General features: G+C 63.1%; 15 protein-coding genes and 3 pseudogenes. 10 read left to right on the forward strand and 8 right to left on the reverse strand.

Going from position 1 to position 18661, the window contains the following annotated elements:
* Positions 1-62 precede the first annotated feature (62 nt).
* The 7 genes from Q0030_RS02840 (at position 63) to Q0030_RS02870 (ending at position 6054) form a co-directional block, all read left to right on the forward strand.
* Positions 63-1067: an ABC transporter substrate-binding protein gene (locus Q0030_RS02840; RefSeq protein ID WP_298363063.1), complete on the forward strand. Its 1005-nt coding sequence runs from the start codon at positions 63-65 to the stop codon at positions 1065-1067.
* A 37-nt stretch (positions 1068-1104) separates the two neighbouring features.
* The gene (locus Q0030_RS02845) at positions 1105-1920 is read left to right on the forward strand and encodes an ABC transporter permease (protein ID WP_298363065.1); all 816 of its coding nucleotides are present in this window, start codon (positions 1105-1107) and stop codon (positions 1918-1920) included.
* Between the two features lie 5 nt (positions 1921-1925).
* On the forward strand, positions 1926-2711 hold the full coding sequence (locus Q0030_RS02850) for an ABC transporter permease subunit (protein ID WP_092115580.1): 786 nt from the start codon (positions 1926-1928) through the stop codon (positions 2709-2711).
* A complete protein-coding gene (locus Q0030_RS02855; protein ID WP_298363069.1) occupies positions 2708-3766 on the forward strand; it encodes an ABC transporter ATP-binding protein in 1059 nt (352 codons plus the stop codon). The genes Q0030_RS02850 and Q0030_RS02855 overlap by 4 nt, the downstream gene beginning before the upstream one ends.
* Positions 3767-3775: 9 nt before the next feature.
* Positions 3776-4615 (forward strand): phosphodiesterase, encoded by an 840-nt coding sequence (locus Q0030_RS02860; RefSeq protein WP_298363071.1) that lies wholly within the window; start codon positions 3776-3778, stop codon positions 4613-4615.
* Between the two features lie 290 nt (positions 4616-4905).
* Positions 4906-5643 (forward strand): Crp/Fnr family transcriptional regulator, encoded by a 738-nt coding sequence (locus tag Q0030_RS02865; protein WP_092115577.1) that lies wholly within the window; start codon positions 4906-4908, stop codon positions 5641-5643.
* A 141-nt stretch (positions 5644-5784) separates the two neighbouring features.
* Positions 5785-6054: a hypothetical protein gene (locus tag Q0030_RS02870; protein ID WP_298363075.1), complete on the forward strand. Its 270-nt coding sequence runs from the start codon at positions 5785-5787 to the stop codon at positions 6052-6054.
* Between the two features lie 15 nt (positions 6055-6069).
* On the opposite strand, the gene Q0030_RS02875 is transcribed toward Q0030_RS02870, so the two are convergent.
* From Q0030_RS02875 to Q0030_RS02895, 5 genes are all read right to left on the reverse strand, one after another.
* A complete protein-coding gene (locus tag Q0030_RS02875) occupies positions 6070-7164 on the reverse strand; it encodes an amidohydrolase family protein (RefSeq protein ID WP_298363076.1) in 1095 nt (364 codons plus the stop codon).
* A gap of 186 nt (positions 7165-7350) precedes the next feature.
* On the reverse strand, positions 7351-8646 hold the full coding sequence (locus Q0030_RS02880; protein ID WP_298363078.1) for a TRAP transporter large permease: 1296 nt from the start codon (positions 8644-8646) through the stop codon (positions 7351-7353).
* 15 nt (positions 8647-8661) lie between these two features.
* Positions 8662-9174, reverse strand: coding sequence for a TRAP transporter small permease (locus tag Q0030_RS02885; RefSeq protein ID WP_298363080.1), 513 nt, complete (start codon positions 9172-9174; stop codon positions 8662-8664).
* Positions 9175-9216: 42 nt separating this feature from the next.
* Positions 9217-10248, reverse strand: coding sequence for a TRAP transporter substrate-binding protein (locus tag Q0030_RS02890; RefSeq protein ID WP_298363082.1), 1032 nt, complete (start codon positions 10246-10248; stop codon positions 9217-9219).
* Positions 10249-10290: 42 nt separating this feature from the next.
* On the reverse strand, positions 10291-11034 hold the full coding sequence (locus tag Q0030_RS02895; RefSeq protein WP_298363084.1) for a GntR family transcriptional regulator: 744 nt from the start codon (positions 11032-11034) through the stop codon (positions 10291-10293).
* A 57-nt stretch (positions 11035-11091) separates the two neighbouring features.
* Here Q0030_RS02895 and Q0030_RS02900 point away from each other — a divergent pair.
* Positions 11092-11259: pseudogene (locus tag Q0030_RS02900) on the forward strand (SDR family oxidoreductase); the annotation flags it as partial.
* A gap of 317 nt (positions 11260-11576) precedes the next feature.
* Positions 11577-14960 (forward strand): autotransporter domain-containing protein, encoded by a 3384-nt coding sequence (locus Q0030_RS02905; RefSeq protein WP_298363086.1) that lies wholly within the window; start codon positions 11577-11579, stop codon positions 14958-14960.
* A gap of 117 nt (positions 14961-15077) precedes the next feature.
* On the opposite strand, the pseudogene Q0030_RS02910 reads toward Q0030_RS02905, so the two are convergent.
* The 3 genes and pseudogenes from Q0030_RS02910 to Q0030_RS02920 all read right to left on the reverse strand — a co-directional run bounded on the left by Q0030_RS02910 (position 15078) and on the right by Q0030_RS02920 (position 17491).
* Positions 15078-15840 (reverse strand): annotated as a pseudogene (locus Q0030_RS02910) (IS5 family transposase).
* An 85-nt stretch (positions 15841-15925) separates the two neighbouring features.
* Positions 15926-16864: pseudogene (locus tag Q0030_RS02915) on the reverse strand (IS630 family transposase).
* Positions 16865-17008: 144 nt separating this feature from the next.
* Positions 17009-17491, reverse strand: a complete 483-nt coding sequence (locus Q0030_RS02920; RefSeq protein WP_298363088.1) for a hypothetical protein — start codon at positions 17489-17491, stop codon at positions 17009-17011.
* A 99-nt stretch (positions 17492-17590) separates the two neighbouring features.
* Between Q0030_RS02920 and Q0030_RS02925 the strand changes: the two genes are divergently transcribed.
* Positions 17591-18661, forward strand: a complete 1071-nt coding sequence (locus tag Q0030_RS02925) for an extracellular solute-binding protein (RefSeq protein WP_298363090.1) — start codon at positions 17591-17593, stop codon at positions 18659-18661.

The following is an 18661-nucleotide window of genomic DNA, read 5'->3' on the forward strand; positions in this document are numbered from 1 at the left end:
ATACTTGGTCCCCCGTTGATGTTGAAATCCGCATTGCATCCTCTCCCAGACCGGAGCCTCCCATGAAGATCCGCCTTGTCCTTGCGTTGCTGGCGCTGACACTGATCGCGCCGTGGCAATCCGCCAAGGCGGCCGACGTGATCTGCTACAATTGCCCGCCGGAATGGGCGGATTGGGCCTCGATGCTGAAGGCGATCAAGGCGGACCTCAACTACGATATCCCGCATGACAACAAGAATTCCGGCCAGGCGCTGGCCCAGATCCTCGCCGAGAAGAGCAATCCGGTCGGCGATATCGGCTATTTCGGCGTGACCTTCGGCATGAAGGCCAAGGCCCAGGACGCGCTCGAGCCATACAAGCCCGCGCATTGGGATCAGGTGCCCGCCGGCCTCAAGGATCCGGACGGCTACTGGACCACGATCCACTCCGGGACGCTCGGCCTGTTCGTGAACAAGGACGCGCTGGGCGGCAAGCCGGTGCCGGCCTGCTGGAAGGACCTCCTGAAGCCCGACTACAAGGGCATGGTCGGCTATCTCGATCCGTCGTCGGCGGCGGTCGGTTATGTCGGCGCGGTCGCCGTCAATCTCGCGCTGGGCGGCTCGTCCACCAATTTCGATCCGGCGATCACCTTCTTCAAGGGACTGCGCAAGAACGATCCGATCGTGCCCAAGCAGACGTCATATGCCCGCGTCGTCTCCGGTGAGATGCCGATCCTGTTCGACTACGACTTCAACGCCTACCGCGCGAAATATTCGGAGAAGGGCAACTTCGAGTTTGTCATTCCCTGTGAGGGGTCGGTGGTGTTTCCCTATGTCGTTGGTCTCGTGAAGAACGCACCCGACAAGGAGAAGGCCAAGAAGGTGATGGACTATCTCTTGTCCGACAAGGGGCAGGCGATCTGGACCAATGCCTATCTGCGTCCGGCCCGCCCGATCGAGTTGCCTGCCTCCGTGAAGGGCAAATTCCTCCCCGACAGCGACTATGCCCGCGCCAAGAGCGTCGACTGGGGCGAGATGGAAAACGTGCAAAAAGCCTTCGTCGACCGCTATCTCGCCGAGGTCCGCTGAGGCAATATGGTGCCTTCGACGGGGCACCATTCTTCCGATGTCGCAAAAATCCTTCGTTTGGCTCTGCCTGCTGCCGCTCGTGCTGGTGACCGCGGCGTTCTTCCTGCTGCCGATGGCACGGCTGGTGGTCGCGGGCGCCGAAGGGCCGCACGGGCTTGCCGGATATCTCGCCATCCTGACCGAAGCCCGCTATCGCGCGACGCTGATCAACACCGTACTGCTGGCGGCGGCAACCACGGCCGTCACCCTGATCGTGGCGACGATCGCCGGAATGTTTCTGCAGCGGCACCGCTTTCCCGGGCGGGCCGTGCTGATTGCGATGCTGACCTTTCCGTTGGCTTTTCCCGGCGTGGTGGTCGGCTTCATGATCATTCTGTTGGCAGGCCGGCAAGGGCTGATCGGCGATCTCTCGAACCGGATCTTCGGCGAGAAGTTCGTTTTCGCCTATTCGATCTACGGGCTCTTCCTCGGCTATCTCTACTTCTCGATCCCGCGCGTGATCCTCACCATCATGGCGGCCGTGCAGAAGCTCGACGTCGGGCTGGAGGAGGCCGCGCGTTCGCTCGGCGCTAGCCCCTGGGCGGTCCAGCGTGACGTCGTGCTGCCGGCACTGGCGCCGGCCTTCGTCGCGTCCGGTGCGATCGCATTTGCGACCGCGATGGGCGCCTTCGGCACCGCCTTCACGCTGGCGACGAACATCGACGTGCTGCCGATGCTGATCTACACCGAATTCACGCTGGCCGCCAATTTCGCGACCTCGGCGGCGCTGTCGGTGGGGCTTGGCCTGATCACCTGGCTCATTCTTGCGCTCGCCCGCACATTCAGCGGCAGTGCCGTCGCGGCGGCCGGGTGAAAAGCATGCGCGATCGCCTGATCTTCACCGGCCAGTTCATCTTTACGCTGCTCGTTGCGGCTTTCCTGGTGGTGCCCGCAGGGCTTTCGATCTCGGCCGGCGTCACCGTGAATTATTTCCGGGGCATCCAATCCGGCGTGACCCTGCAATGGGTCGCGCAGGTCTGGGAGCTCTATGCCGGCACCATTCTGCTCTCCTTCGTGATCGCCTTCGCAACGCTTGCCGTTACACTGCTCGCCGGCGTCCCTGCGGCCTACGCGCTGCATGCGCGGGGAGGCCGCCTTGCCCGCATCGTCGAGGAGATCATCACGCTGCCGCTGGCGATCCCCGGGCTTGCGATCGCGCTTGCGCTGTTGCTCACGTATGGGAGCTTTGGCGGGTTTCGCCGTTCCTGGCTCTTCATCCTGGTCGGCCACGTGATCTTCACCATGCCGTTCATGGTGCGCTCGGTCATGGCGGTGTTTGCGACCGTGGACATCAAGACGCTCGATGAAGGCGCTGCCTCACTCGGGGCATCGCCATGGCGACGATTCTGCGATGTCATCGTGCCGAATGCGCTGCCGGGAATTCTGGCCGGCGCGCTGATGGTGGTCACGCTGTCGCTCGGCGAGTTCAACCTGACCTGGATGCTGCATACGCCGCTAACGAAGACACTGCCGATCGGGCTCGCCGACAGCTACGCCTCGATGCGGCTCGAAGTGGCCTCGGCCTACACGCTGATCTTCTTCGTGATGATCATTCCGCTGCTGGTCGCGATGCAACTGCTGGCCGACAGGAATCACAAGCGATGAATACGACCGGGCACGGTGCAGCAGTGCGGATCGAGGCGTGCGGCAAGACCTTTGCCGATGGGACGCGGGCGCTCGATCCCGCAACCCTCGACATCGCGCGCGGTGAGACGCTGGTGCTGCTCGGACCATCCGGATGCGGCAAGACCACGATGCTGCGCATCATCGCGGGCCTCGAGTTGCCGGATGCGGGCGGCAAGGTGCTGTTCGACGGCAAGGATATGACCTCGGTCCCGATCGAGCGCCGCAATGTCGGCATGGTGTTTCAGTCCTACGCCCTGTTCCCCAACATGACGGTGGCGGACAATATCGCCTACGGCCTGAAGATCCGCGGCGTCGCCAGGGGCGAGCGTGCCGCACGCGTCGCCGAGCTGGTGGCTCTCACGAACATCACGGGGTTGGAGAACCGCCGCATCGACCAGCTTTCGGGCGGACAGCGTCAGCGTGTGGCACTGGCGCGCGCCGTCGCGATCCAGCCGGGCATATTGCTGCTCGACGAGCCCTTGACCGCGCTTGATGCCGCCTTGCGGGATCGGCTGCGAGGCGAGCTCAACCGGCTGTTGCGAGCGCTTGGTATCACGACGATCTATGTCACCCATGATCAGTCCGAAGCCATGGAATTGGGTGACCGTATCGTGGTGATGCGGAAAGGTGCGATCGCCCAGATCGGCACGCCGCGCGAGGTCTACTTCGCACCGAAGGACCGCTTCGTGGCGGAATTCATCGGAGCGGCGAATATTGTTGAAGCTCCGATCGAGAACGACGTACTGATCCTGCCCGGCGGGCGATTGCCGATCGAGGGTGGCGCGACAGCTGCGAACGCGACCGTCATGATCCGTCCCGAAACCATTCGCGTGACGGACGCCGGGGCAGGGCTGCTCTCGGGAGCAGTTGATTCCGTCAGCTTCGTCGGCGACCGGCAGCGGCTCGTCGTGAGTGGTGCATCGAGCAAGCCACTCAATGTCGACGCGCCCAACACAGTCCAGGCCAAGGTTGGCGATCGAATCGGGCTTTCGATCGCGGCCGACGCCGTTCGTCTGCTCCCTTCCGAACCCTGAGATTGATCGATGCCGCCGAAACCGGTTCTCATCGCACAGATATCCGACCTCCACATCAAGCCGCCGGGAGCGCTGGCCTATGGCCGGGTCGATACCGCGAAGGCGCTTGAGCGCTGTGTGGCGGCGCTCGGAGCGTTCGAGCCGGCGCCCGATTTCGTCGTCATCTCGGGCGACCTTGTCGATACGCCGTCGGTCGAGGAATACGATTATCTCAAGCAATTGCTTGCGCCGCTGCGCCTGCCGTTTGCCGGCATTCCCGGCAATCACGACTCGCGCCAGTGGATGCGCGACGCGTTTCCGGCCGCGCCCTATGTTCACCCAACAGGTCCGCTCGACCAGAAGATCGAAGTGAATGGCCTCGATCTGCTGCTGCTTGACTCAAGCGTTGCCGGCAAGCCGCACGGTATGCTCGAAGCATCCACGCTGCAATGGCTGGACGCGGCGCTGGCAACGGCAGCCGACCGACCGGCGCTGCTTTTCCTGCATCACCCGCCATTCAAGGGCGGCATCTGGCATATGGACCGGCAAGACCTCTTCAATGCCGACGCATTGGCGGACATTGTCAAGCGTCACCCGCGTGTGCGGTTGATCGCGTGCGGGCACGTCCATCGCGCGATGCTGACCACCGTCGCCGGGATTGCCGTGACAATATGCCCCGCGCCGAACCACGCGGTTGACCTGGACCTCGGACATCTCCGCGAACCATCGTTCAAGGTGGAACCGCCCGCATTTCATTTGCACACATGGTTTCCCGGGCAGGACTTTGGACAGCTGGTCACGCACCAGATCCCCATCGGTCAGTTTGACGGGCCGCATCCGTTCTTTGGGCCGGACGGCAAGCTGCTGTGAGTGGGTGGCGATGACCTGAAAGGGTCTTGCCAGGCGAGATTGTCGCTGATCGACCGGGTTTTCCAGATCACGGACAATCGCCGGCTGCAATTGAGCGTTGCAACTAGGCGCATATTTATCCCAAATTGTATCTTGGTCGCCTTCTGGCCCGATCTCACCGGCCTGGACCTTTTGTTGCTGTAGGCCCCCGGTGGGGCTATACTCCTTTCCGCTTTCATTGATCGATGGCTTGTCGGTGTGTCGCGCTGCTGGCGCGCCGATCGAACGCAACACAATCAGTCTGGATCACAATGACCGGTGCGCTGCCCATAGAACGAACTGCCGGCGCGCCGTTGTTTTCAAACAACAAGCTATCGGTGCTGCGCAAGCATCCTTACTTTGCCGATCTCGAGCCCGAGGCATTCGATCAGCTCTGCCGCTATGCCAAGCACACCACGCTGAAACGCGGAACGACGATCTTCTCCAAGGGCGATCCGGGTACCAGCCTGATCGCGGTGATCTCGGGCACGGTGAAGATCAGCATCTCGTCGCCGGATGGTCGCAACGCGATCCTGAACCTGATCGAGGCAGGGGAGATATTCGGCGAGATCGCGCTGCTCGATGGGTTGTCGCGGACGGCCGACGCCACCGCCAACACCAATTGCGAGCTGTTCGTTATCGACCGGCGCGAGTTCATTCCGTTCGTGCGCAGCCAGCCGACGCTTGCAATGAAGTTCATCGAGCTGCTTTGCGCAAGGTTGCGCTGGACCAGCGACCAGGTCGAACAGGTGATCCTGCAGGACTTGCCCGGCCGTCTGGCGAGCGCGCTGCTGCGCCTGAGCGACAAGCACAAGCCGCAGGGGCGCACCATCTCGATCACCCAGCAGGAGATCAGCGAGATGGTCGGGATGACCCGCGAGAGCATCAACAAGCAGCTCCGCGCGTGGGCGACACGCGGTTGGGTCAGGCTCGAACATGGCGCGATCGTCGTGCTGAAGCCCGAGTCGCTGCAGGCGCTGGTCGACGCCGGGGCTGATGACGGCGAGTAGTCGCTCTCCCGTCTGCGCGGTCGCTCCGGCGTTTCACGAAATGGTGAACCGGACAAAGCCTGTGAAACCATTCACATCGGCCTTGCGTGCCCTGCGGTAAGTGACGCTTCGGTGGAGCACACTCGCACTGTGGAGGAATCCATGCAGGGCTCTTTCGACAACCGGCAGCGGGATCCGGAAGGCAACTACGGGAGCTTCAGCATCAAGCTGATCGCTTTGCCGGTGCTCGTGATCGTTGCATTGATCGGGATGCTGGTCAGCCACCCCGCCGCGGTCAAATGGATATCGGACGCGGCGCAAGCGGAGTTCGCGGGAACCGACGCCGTCGATGCCGATCCATTGACCAGGATCGCGCAGCCGGCGCCCACGGCGCTGCCGCGCAATGAGACGCGGACGGTCAAGGCCAATTGATCGTTGGCACCGTCGTCACGCGGCAACGCCGAGCAGCTTCGCTGCGGTCCGGCCGAGAATGTTGGCCTTGTCGTCGTCGCTCAGCGATGAGCAGGCGAAGACGTGGTCGACCGGTGCCAGTTGCCATGGATAGGGATAGTCGCTTCCCAGCACCATCTGGCCGGCGCCAACCTGGGCGGCGAGATGCCGGATCGCTTCAGGCGTGAAGACCAGAGAGTCGAAGTAGATCTGCTTGAGATATTCGGTCGGCGCCTTCTGGAGCTTGGTCTCCGGATTGCATCCCTTAGGTCCGACCAGGCAGGGATGATCCGAGCGATCGGCATAGGAGGGGAGATAGCCGCCGCCATGCGCGGCGATGATCTTCAATCCCGGGAAGCGGTCGAGCGTGCCCTCGAAGATCAAATGGGACAGTGCGATCGTGGTCTCGAGCGGATTGCCGATGGTGTTGCCGAGCCAGCCATTGCCGGAGAGCCGCTTACCGAGCTCAGGCACGCCTTGCGGGTGGATGAACAGGGGAACGCCGAGTTCCTCGGCCTTGGCCCATACGGGATGAAACCTGGAATCGGAGAATTCGACGCCATCGACCACACCGCCGATCGCCGCGCCCTTCAGCCCCTGCTTCTTCACCGCCGTCTCCAGCTCCTGCACCGCAAGATCCGGCGCCTGCAGCGTCAGCGAGGCGAAAGCCGCAAACCGCTCGGGCTTCGAAGCGCAGAGTTCGGCGAGCCTTTCATTCTGGATTTTCACGATCTTCCCGGCAAGGTCGCGATCGCAGTCGTACCAGAACGGATTGATCGAGAGCACCTCCATATCGACGGCCTGCGCGTCCATCGCAGCGAGGCGCTTGTCGATCTCGATAAAGGCCTCGGCGGCGCCGTTGACCGGCGGCAGTTGATATTTTCCGGCGTCTGCCCCGAGCAGCGCGCCGGCCTCGCGGAAGTGGCAATGCGAGTGAATGTCGATCGTCCTGATGCGCTTGCCGTCGACGCTGACTGGCAATTTCCGGCGCGATTGCTGCGCATTCGCATGGTGGACGAACCCGCAGCCGCAGAACACGATGCCTGCCGCCGCATTTACTCCCGCTTTCAGGAAATCCCGCCTTGTGGTCATGACGATCGCCTCCCTGGTCTTGTTTGTTATGGGCAGGGAGCCTAGGGATGCCGGCGAACGGTCGCAAGGTCACACGCTGTGCGTGTCGCGCAATGTTGATCTGCTCAGAGCGGCTTGATCCCGGCCCTGGCGATGATGTCGATGGGTTCCGGTGACGGCAGCAGTTCTGCAAGGTGCCGCTTGCCCTCAGTGCAGCACCTGAAGTTGCCGCGGCAGCCAGAGCGAGATTTCCGGCAGATAGGTCACGCACATCAGGACAAAGAACATCACCGCGTAGAACGGCCAGATCTTGCGCATGACCTGCTCGATCGTCACCTTGCCGACCGCGCAGCCGACGAACAGAATTGCTCCGACCGGTGGATGGCACAGGCCGATGCCGAGATTGAGCAGCATGATCATGCCGAAATGCACCGGATCGACGCCGAAGTTCTTCATGACAGGCAACAGGATCGGTGTCGCGATCAGGATCGATGGCGCCATGTCGACGAGTGTGCCGAGCACCAGCAGCAGGACGTTGATCAGGAGCAGGATGACGTACTTGTTATCGGAGATCGACAGGAAGAAGGCTGTCATCTTGGCCGGCATCTGCGTCAAGGCCATGATGTAGCCGACGCTGGAGGCGCACGCGATCAGCGTCATCACCATCGCGACGGTGCGCAGCGTGCGATGGAGCAGCACCGGCAGGTCGCGCCAGCGATAGTCGCGATAGATGAACATCGTGACGAAGAAGGCCCAGATGCAGGCGACGGCGCCGGCCTCGATTGCGGTGAAGATGCCGCCGAGAATGCCGCCAAGGATGATGACGAGGGTAATGAGACCCCAGGAGGCATCGATGGCGATCCGGATTGCGTCCTTGGCCGGCACGGTCTGGCCGTGCGGGTGCTTTTCGCGATAGGCGACGGCCAGGCACAGGATGATCAACGAGAAGCCGAGCAGCAGCCCGGGGAACACGCCGGCCATGAAGAGGGCGCTGATCGAAATCGTTCCGCCCGTTGCAAGCGAGTAGAGCACCGCATTGTGGCTCGGCGGCACCAGAAGGGCCTGGACCGACGAGGTGATCGTCAGATTGGTCGCGAACACGCGAGGATAGCCGTTCTTTTCCATCTGCGGGATCATCACCGAGCCGATGGCGGATGTATCGGCGACGGCCGATCCGGAAATGCCGCTCAAAAATGTCGTCGCCAGCACATTGACGATCGAGAGGCCGCCACGCAGCCGCGTCAGTCCAACCAGCACGTCGGCAAACGCAACCAGGCGGCGGGCCATGCCGCCCTCCGCCATGATCGCGCCGGCCAGCACGAAGAATGGGATCGTCAGCATCGCGACCTTGCTGACACCGTCGGAGATCTTCAGCATCACCGCTTCCAGGGGAATGCCGATCCACAAGGCGCCGACGATGGCCGCCATCGCCAGCGAATAGGCGATCGGCATCCCGATCAGGAAACAGAACAGCATCGTCGCGAGCAGAATGAGGATATCCATCGGGGCCTCTCGCGATCAGTCGGCGGAAAAGTCGCGGTGTGGTGCGATCGGGTCGGGCGGGGCACCCAGAAAAATCCGCTCGATGATGAACAGGAGCAGACAGGCGCCGCCGATCGGAATCGGAAGATAGGTGACGCCGACCGAAAGCGACGGGAAGTCGGCGATGGTGTTGTACCAGGTCACCTCGACGAGCCGAGCGCCCCAGATGATCATGAACAGTGCGATCACGCCCATCAGCAGCTGGACGACAAGGTCGGTCAGATTGCGCAGCGGGGCAGGCAGCTTGTTGGCAAAATATGCGACGTTCATATGCAGATTGAGCCGATATCCGGCGGCTGCACCGATGAACGTCACGACGATGGTGAGCAGCACCGCGAGAGGTTCGGGCCAGGATGCGGCGCTGTTCAGCACATAGCGCGTGAACACCGCCCAGGGGATGACCGCTGAAATCAGGATCAGCGCGGCAGAGCCCGTGATGACGCAGGCAAGATACAAATAGTCCATCGCGCGGCGATACGATCCGGCCATGCCCGTTTCCTGCAAGATGTTGATGTCCCTTGTGACGTGGCGTCAGGCGGACTGGATGCGTGCGATCATGTCCTGATATTTCGGGCCGTATTTGTCCCAGACCGGCTTGACTGCGTTCTGGAATGGCGCCTTGTCGGCAATCTCGATGATCTCGCACCCGGCAGCCTTCGCCTTCTCCATCGCCTGCTGCTCGTAGGTGGTCCAGAGCCCGCGCTCCTCCATCTGCGCCTCGCGGGCAAGCTTCCTAATCAGCGTCTGGTCATCGGCTGACAGCGCGGACCAGGCGCGTTTCGAGAACACCAGCACCTCGGGAACGATCAGGTGCTCGGTGAGCGAAAAGTGTTTCGCCGCGGTGTAGTGATTGCTGAAAACGTAGCTCGGCGGATTGTTCTCGGCGCCGTCGATGACGCCGGTCTGCAGCGCGCTGAACACCTGATCGTAGCCCATCGCGACGCCGTTCCCGCCAAGCGCGTTCATCATGTCGATGAAGATCGGATTGCCGATCACGCGGAACTTGAGGCCCTTGATGTCGGCGATCGTCTTGATCGCGTGCTTGGTGTTGTAGAGGCTGCGTGCTCCGGAATTCATCCAGCACAGCGCGACCAGCCCGGCATTCGGGCTTGCCGTGATCTTGTCCAGCAGCTCCTGGCCGATCGGGCCGTCCATCATCCGCTCGGCATGCGCCATGTTCTTGAACAGGAAGGGCATGTTGACGACGTTGATGTCATCGACGATCGGGCCGATCGAGCCGGCGCTGACGCGCAGCATCTGGATCGCACCGATCTGGGTCTGCTCGATGGTTTCCTTCTCGCCGCCGAGCTGCATCGAGGGGAACATCTGTAGCGACAGCCGGCCGTTGGTCGCCGCCGCCAGCTTCTTGCCGAGGTTTTCCGTCGCGACCACGGTCGGGTAGCCCGGCGGCTGCACGTCCGACGCCTTGAAGACCGCTTTCGACTGGGCGGGGGCCGTCTGCGCCGAGGTCGCAACGACTGCGCCGAGGCCGGCGCCGATCTTGATGAGGTCACGACGGTTGAGCCCGGCACCGCGCTGCTGTGCTCGATCTGTACGGTTCATGTTGTTTCCTTCCAAAAATGCCTGGCCGGAGTCCGGCCGCGGTCATGCCGGCTGGCTCTGCTCGTCGAAGAACTCCGGATTGTTGTGCTGGGTGGCCGAGATGTCGGCCAGAAGCCGTTCGAGATGCCGCGCCATCGCAGCTCCAGCGGCTGCCGGGTCGCGCGCCTCGATCGCGGCCATCACGGCCTCATGCTCGGCGATAACCTCGGCCATCCGCCCACGTTGGGGCAGGGTCAGCCATCGGAAGCGGTCGACGTGAACCTTGACTTGCAGGATCAGCTTCCAGATGCCGGGATGTCCGGCAATGTCGGCGATGGCGGCGTGAAAGGCTTCGTCGGCCTGATGGAATGCTTCGCGATCTCCGGCCATCTCGGCCTCGCGTTGACGTTCGAGGATCGCGTGCAGGCTGAGGATCTGGCTGGCGCTGGCGCGCTCGGTTGCCATGCCGGTCGTGGTCTCCTCCAGCGACCTGCGGATGATGATCGCCTCCGGAAGTGCAGCGAGCGGAATGCGCGACACGAAGATGCCGGATTGCGGGAAAATCTCGACCAGGCCCTCGTCCGACAGGCGCAGGATGGCTTCCCGCACCGGTGTTCGGCTGACGCCATAGGCGCGCGCGATCTCGGCCTCGATGATTGGATCGCCGGGCCTGCGCTGCAACGACACCAGCTCAGCACGCAGCTCGGCATAGATCCGCGCCGCCGCAGTTGCGGTCCGCGGACGGCCGGTCCGCCGGTGGCTGGCGAGGGTGCGGAGCTCCGACTTTTTCGGCGAGCGGGCGGGCATTCTTGCTCCCAGAATTGATATATTAGTATATGAAGCCGCCACGGAAGGCAAACGCGCAGCCTCTATGCCGGCCACACCGTGTTCAATCGCTGGAGCAGCGCCGACGAAGTCGCCACCGCCGTCGCTTATCTTGCATCTGACGCGGCAAGCTATGTCAGCGGCAGCACGCTGTTCGTCGACGGCGGCGGTACCGCGGTCGATGAACCACCGACAGGCCTCAGATAACTGGCGCTAATTTAGAATACTGGGTCGCCCGCTTTCGCGGGCGATGACAGTTTTGGGCATGGCGATAGCCGGGATGGCCGATCCGTAGGATGGGTAGAGCGCGAGCGAAACCCATCGGCTTCGCGCCGCGTATGAGATGATGGATTTCGCTGCGCTCTACCCATCCTACCCAGCCGCCTCGTGGCACGCGCGTGCCATTTCGAATCGCTGCGGTTTATGTCCGCGGGATGACAACGCCTCACGGTTTGTGTCGCCGTAGGCATCTTGTTTCTGTGACCCTCGAAGAGTACCTTCAACTAAAGGTTGGGACGCAGGCGATGAACGGGAATCACGGCCCGAAGCCGTTCCGCGGGGGCATCATGAAGTTGCGGCGCGCGCAAGTGTTTGGGGGCCTGATCGTGTTGTGCGCGGCGAGTGACCCCGCGTTCGCACAGACCGTCTGGACCGGCACGACCTCCACCGACTGGTTCACCCCCGGCAACTGGAATAACGGCGTTCCGACAGCCGGCACCGACGCGAAGCTGGATACCGTCACGCCTAATCCGACGGTGATCGGAACGCCGGGTGCCGCGACGACGAATCTGCAAGTCGGGTTGTCCAGCGTCGGACAGCTGACGATCGGCGGCGGCGGCACGCTGGCCAGTTCGACCGGCACGCTCGGTCTCTCGTCCGGTTCGCAAGGCGCGGTCACCGTGACCGGCGCCGGTTCGACCTGGACGTCGACCGGCAACATCGTCGTTGGAAGCGGCGGCGCCGGAACGCTGACGATTGCCAATGGCGGCACGGTGACGGCGGCAGCGCTCCAGCTGGCGGTGCAGGCCGGGTCGAGCGCGACGCTGAATATCGGGGCGGGTGCCGGAAGCCTGGTGGCTGCACCCGGCACGCTCAGCACCGCGAGCGTATCGTTCGGCGCCGGCACCGGCACGATCAACTTCAACCACACATCGACGAACTACGTCTTCGCCCCGACGATCAGCGGCGCCGGCTCGGTCAATGTGCTGGCGGGCAGCACAAGCCTCACCGGCGCGAACAGCTACACCGGCGGCACTACCCTGACCGGCGGCAGGCTATCCGTGTCGGCCGACCAGAATCTCGGCGCGGCGACCGGCGGCCTCACCTTCAACGGCGGCACGCTGCAATTCACCAACAGCTTCACGCTCGCGTCAACGCGCGCCGTGACGATGAATGCAGGCGGCGGCACGTTCGACACCAACGGCAATGACGTGAGCTTCGGAGGCGCATTCACCGGAACCGGCGGTCTGACCAAGACCGGGGCCGGCACCCTGACGCTCACGCTCAGGCTGCTAGCGAGCACAGACGGCTACAGCGGGCCGACGAATGTCCTCGCCGGAATGCTGCGCGCGGGCGCTGACTTCGCGTTCGCACCGCAAAGCGCAGTCACGGTCGCCGCGGGTGCCACCCTCGATCTCAATGGCTACGGCGTTAATGTTGCGTCGCTCGCCGGCGCAGGCAACGTCACCCTTGGCAATGGAGGTCTCGGGCTGACCGGCTTCCCCGGGGCGAACACCACATTCTCCGGTGTCATTTCGGGCCGTGGCTACTTCGCCAAATATTCAGAGGAGACCCTGACGCTCTCCGGTGCCAACACCTATTCGGGCGATACCACGCTCGCCACCGGGGGCTTGCGGTTGGTCGGCGCCGGGACCCTCGGCCTTGCGTCAAATTCGCTTGAGCTGCTGAGCCCCCGGGCCACGCTCGATCTCGGCGGCACGACGCAAACGCAGAACGGCGGTCTGTACATGCTCGGCGGCACCATCGCCAACGGCACCCTCGCCTCGTCGGGGACCTTCCACATCGAGTCGGGCAATATCAGCGCGGCGCTCTCCGGGACCGGCTCACTCGTCGTGCCCTCCTCTCCGTCATCGCTCGCCAAGGTGGTTCTCTCGGGGACCAACACATACACCGGCAACACCACCGTGGGCAGCACACTCGAGGTGGATGGCTCGATTGCGAGCTCGGCCCTGACCACGGTCAACAGCGCCTTCAATATCCCCGGCGTGCTCAGCGGTACCGGCACGGTCGGCACGACGCTGATTAACGGCGGCATCCTGGCACCCGGCACCGTGGTTCCAGGTCTCGGCATCACCGTGCCGGGACCGCTCATCGGTACGCCGGGCACGCTGACGGTCGCCGGCAATCTCGCCTTCACGTCCGGAGCGCTCTATCTGGTGCAGGTCAACGGCGCGACGGCGTCGCTCGTCAATGTCAACGGCACGGCCGCGCTGGCCGGCAACGTGCAGGCGGTGTTCACTGCCGGCAGCAGCCTGAGCAAGCAATACACCATCCTGCATTCGGCCGGGCTCGGCGGCACCACGTTCGATGCGCTGAAGACCGTCAATTTGGCCAACTTCGTCGCGAGCCTGAGCTATACCAACACCGACGTCGTGCTCAAACTGGTGTCGACGCTCGGCCCGCCTCCGCCCGTGACCCCTGGCGGCGGCGATGGCGGTGGTGGTGGCGGCGGGATAGCGCCAGGGGCATTCAACGGCAATCAGCAAGGCATCGCCAACACGCTGAACAACTTCTTCAACGGCGGCGGCACGCTGCCGCCCGGTTTCCTCAATTTGTTCGCACTGACCGGGACCAACCTGTCCAATGCGCTGACGCAGATCTCCGGCGAGACCGCGACCGCCTCGCAGCAGACGACATTTGACGCCATGAGCCAGTTCATGGGGGTGATGACCGATCCCTTCGCCAACCGGAGCGGCGGAGCCGATGTCATGCCGGGCGCGCCGGGCTTCGCCGATGAGAGCGCCAGCGCCTATGCGGCCGGGAAGAGCAACGACGCCTATGCGATGTTCATCAAGGCGCCGCGTGCGGCGCCGCTCCAGCCGCGCTGGAACGTGTGGGTGGCGGGTTTCGGCGGCTCGCAATCGACCGACGGCAACACAGCGACGGGATCGAACAACACCAGCAGCAGCATCTATGGCACTGCGGTCGGCGCCGACTACCAGTTCTCGCCCAACACCGTCGCCGGCTTCGCGCTGGCCGGCGGCGGCACGAGTTTTTCGGTGACCAATGGCGGCTCCGGCCGCTCCGACCTGTTCCAGACCGGCGCCTATGTGCGCCACACCGAAGGTGCTGCCTACGTCGCGGCCGGCCTCGCCTACGGCTGGCAGGACATCACGACGAATCGCACAGTCACGGTCGCCGGCGTCGATCAGCTTCGCGCCGAATTCAATGCCAATGCGTATTCCGGCCGCCTCGAGAGCGGCTACCGCTTCGTCACGCCGTGGATCGGCGGGCTTGGCATCACGCCTTACGCAGCGGGCCAGTTCACGACCTTCAACCTGCCTGCCTATGCCGAGGGCGCCGTGACCGGCGCGTCGACCTTTGCGCTCGCCTATGCCGCCAAAAGCGTGACCGATACAAGCAGCGAGCTCGGCATCCGCACCGACAAATCGCTTGCGCTATCGAACGGCGTGCTGACCTTGCGCAGCCGCTTTGCCTGGGCGCATGATTTCAATCCGGACCGCTCGGTCGCCAGCACGTTCCAGGCCCTGCCCGGCGCGTCCTTCGTGGTCAACGGCGCCGCCCGGGCCAGCGAATCCGCCCTGACGACGGCGTCCGTCGAGATGCGATGGCTGAACAACTGGTCGGTGGCCGCGACCTTCGATGGCGAATTTTCCAGCGTGACGACCAGCTACGCCGGCAAGGGCGTGGTGCGCTATCAGTGGTGAGCAACGATCGTAGGATGGGTAGAGTCAACGGGGCCGCGCATTGCGCGGCCCCGTTGACTCTACCCATCCTACGCACCTACCGAGCCGGCTCGCGGCGCGCTCTAGGTGGTGTGGACACTAGCGCATCCATAGGACAATGGCTGCGAGGGTGACGACGGCGCGATAATTTCGGGCGGTCTTTTCGAAGCGGGTTGCGACGCGTCGGAACTGCTTGAGCTTTGAGAAGCAGCATTCGACGAGGTGACGCTGGGCATAGAGGTGCTTGTCGAGCGGATATTTGAGCGCGCGTGACGGGTTGTTGGGAATGACGGCGATCGCGCCTTTGGCAACAATGGCTTGGCGCAATGATCGGCGTCATAGGCGGTGTCGGCCATGACGACCTCGGCGGATAAGCCTTCGATCAATGCGGCGGCTTGCGGTGCATCGCCCTTCTGACCTGCGGTAAGCGTGAACCGCACCGGACATCCCAAGCCTCGAACGGCCATATGTATCTTGGTGCTCAGGCCCCCGCGCGAGCGACCGATCGCTTGATCTTCAGACCCCCCTTTTTGGCGCCGGCGGCGTGCTGATGCGCCCGAACAATGGTGGAATCGACGATCAGATATTCGAAGTCCGGATCATCGGACATCGCCTCGAAGATCCGCCACCAAATGCCCTTGATGCTCCATCGGCTGAAGCGTCGGAACACGCTGTTCCAATCGCCAAAGACCTCCGGGAGATCGCGCCAGGGAGACCCCGTTCGCACGATCCACAGCACACCCTCCACGAACATCCGGTTGTCGCGCCCGGTGGAGCCCTTCTGATCGGGGCGCCCTATGATCAGCGGCGCTATCCGCTCCCACGCCGCGTCGCTCAATACCAAACGGTCCATCACACCCATGGCTACCTCCCCAAAAGCAGCCTTGAATCTGATTTGCTCCTAAAAGGGAATCCTTAGAGTCCACACCACCTAAAGCGTGATGGCATTACGTTCGATAGCCTGAGTTTTTGAGGTAGTTGGCACATTCCTCGGAGGTGAAGGCATCGAGTGCGAGGCCGATTGCGGCGCAGACCGCGTCGACGGATCGCGCGGCTGCCTTTCGGACAAGGTGCTTGAGCTTGGCAAAGACCTGTTCGATCGGGTTCAGGTCGGGCGAGTATTTTGGGAGGAAGAAGAGTTTGGCGCCGACCGAACGGATGAATTGGCGAACTGCTTTGCTCCGGTGGCTGCCGAGGTTGTCCAGGATGACGATATCGCCGGGTCGAAGGGTCGGCAGGAGGACCTTCTCGACATAGGTACGAAAGCTCACGCCATCGATCGGCCCCTCGATGAACCAGGGCGCATCGATGCGGTCATGGCGCAGGGCCGCCAGGAAGGTCATGGTCTTCCAGCGGCCGTGGGGAACCTTGGCGTGAAGCCTGCGCCCGCGCGGCGCCCATCCCCGCAAGGGCGCCATATCAGTCCTGGTCCAGGTCTCGTCGATGAAGACCAGCCGTTCAATTTCGACGCGACCTTGATATTTTGTCCACTGGGCTCGCCGCCGCGCGACCTCGGGTCGATCGCGTTCGCCAGCCGCCACGCTTTTTTTGAAGCTGAGCTTCTCGGCATGCACGAAGTCCCACACCGAATGGTAGTCGACCTTCAGGCCGCGTCTGGCAAGTTCGGCAACGAGCCCCTGTATGGTGAAATCGCCGTCTTTGATCCGCTGTGACAGCCAGACTGCGTGGTCTCCCGAAGCCGCCTTCGGCTTGTGACCGCCCATCTGGCCAGGCTCAACGCTGCCGGTCTCCTCGACCCGCTGCATCTAGCCGATGGCAGTGCTGATCGCCACCCCAAACTGCTTGGCGGCCCGATTGCGCGACATCCCGCCCTCTATCGCGGACACGACACGCCTACGCAGATCCAGAAAATAAGGCTTACCCATCCATGCTGGCCTCCCGTCCAGCCAGCATGGTGAATCAGAAACACACTGATTTGGGAATCCCAAATCGATTCAACCTAACCCCATCCCGCTTTAGGAGACGAAGCCCGCTTTGCGGCGCCGCCCGCGGTGACGTCAGCAGTGCGATCAGGCGCTGCGCATGCGATGCAGCGGAGGCCTGTGTCGCAACAGCAGCCGTATACATGGTCGCGAGCCGGATCCCGGCGGCAAGGTGCCCGATAGCACGACGTCCTTGGTGCTGATGATCTCGGTCGATTGCGTGCAACCAATCGGCCGCCGGTCGCTGGACTCGGCCAGATGCCGCATGGCCGTCGCGCCGCTCGGATAGATTCTCAGTCGACTGGCGACGGCACCAGCGATGTCGAGTTGACCCAGCACCTTGGCGACGTGAATTCCGGCGGTTGATGCCTTGGCGTCGGGCAAGAAGAACGCGTCCGCAGCGAGCAGCACCGCGCGCAGGCCAGCAGCGTCCTCGGCGGGGCAGCGGATCGGCGGTGCGGACCGCAAGCGTCCTCGGCGTCGGCATGCGAGCCTGACATCGACACGGTCAGCAATGCCGCGACACACATCAAGGCGTACCGAAAGCCCGCCATTGATCGTCTCCCCCAACTTTAGTCTTCTTTCTTGACCAGAAGTCTAGCTGCAACCTGAAGCATCTGTCGACGACAGACATCGTACTCAAACTTCGCCATCGCGTGCGGGGATCACATGAGGAAACATCCTGGGCTGTCGCGCCGCGATCTGCTGAAGGGCACCAGTGCCGTGCTGGCAGGGACCGCCTTTTCAACGCGCGTGATCGCCGCCGCACCACCTGCGGAACCGGTGACGCCGACCTTGATCGAGGCGGCGAAGAAAGAGGGACAGGTCGTCTATTACACCTCGACCGATCTGCCGGTCGCCGAGAAATTGGCGAAGGCGTTCGAGGCGAAATATGCCGGGATCACCGTGCGTGTCGAACGCACCGGCGCGGAGCGTGTGTTCCAGCGGGTGGGCCAAGAATATTCCAGCAACATTCACGCGGTTGACGTCGTCAATTCCTCCGACGCCGCACATTTCATCGTGTGGAAGCGCGATGGCATTCTGGCGTCCTATGTCCCGGAGGAGGTCGCGAAATACTATCCGGAGGAGCATCGCGACGCGGACGGGCAATTCGCAAGCTTCCGGGTCTGGCTTTCGATCATTGCGTACAACACCAATCTCGTGAAGGCCGAGGATGCGCCGAAGAGCTTTTCCGATCTGCTCGATCCGAAATGGAAGGGCAAGATCGTGAAGGGGCACCCCGGCTATAGCGGCACCATCATGACGGCGACCTATCAGATGCAGCGCGACCTCGGCTGGAGCTTCTTCGAGCAGCTCGCAAAGCAGAACATCATGCAGGTGCAGTCCTCGACCGATCCACCGAAGAAGCTCGATCTCGGCGAGCGCGCGGTGATGGCCGACGGCAACGAGTACAACATCTTTCAGCTGAAGGAGGCCGGCCGACCGGTCGAGCCGGTTTACGCCACCGAAGGGTCGCCGATCATTGTCGGCCCCGATGGGATCTTCAAGGACTGTCCGCATCCGAATGCGGCAAGGCTGTTTCAATCGTTCGCGCTCGGGCGCGAGGGACAGCAGCTCAACGTCGAGATCGGCGGCCTCAGGTCGGTCCACGCGCAGGCTCAAGAGAAAGCCGGGCGCAAGCCGCTCAAGGACATCAAGACGATGAAGGACGACCCCGCGGCGGTGGAGAGGGAAGGGGAATCGATCAAATCGCACTACACCCGCATCTTCCGCGTTTGA

The organism is uncultured Bradyrhizobium sp., assembly GCF_947648125.1.
Classification (GTDB): domain Bacteria; phylum Pseudomonadota; class Alphaproteobacteria; order Rhizobiales; family Xanthobacteraceae; genus Bradyrhizobium.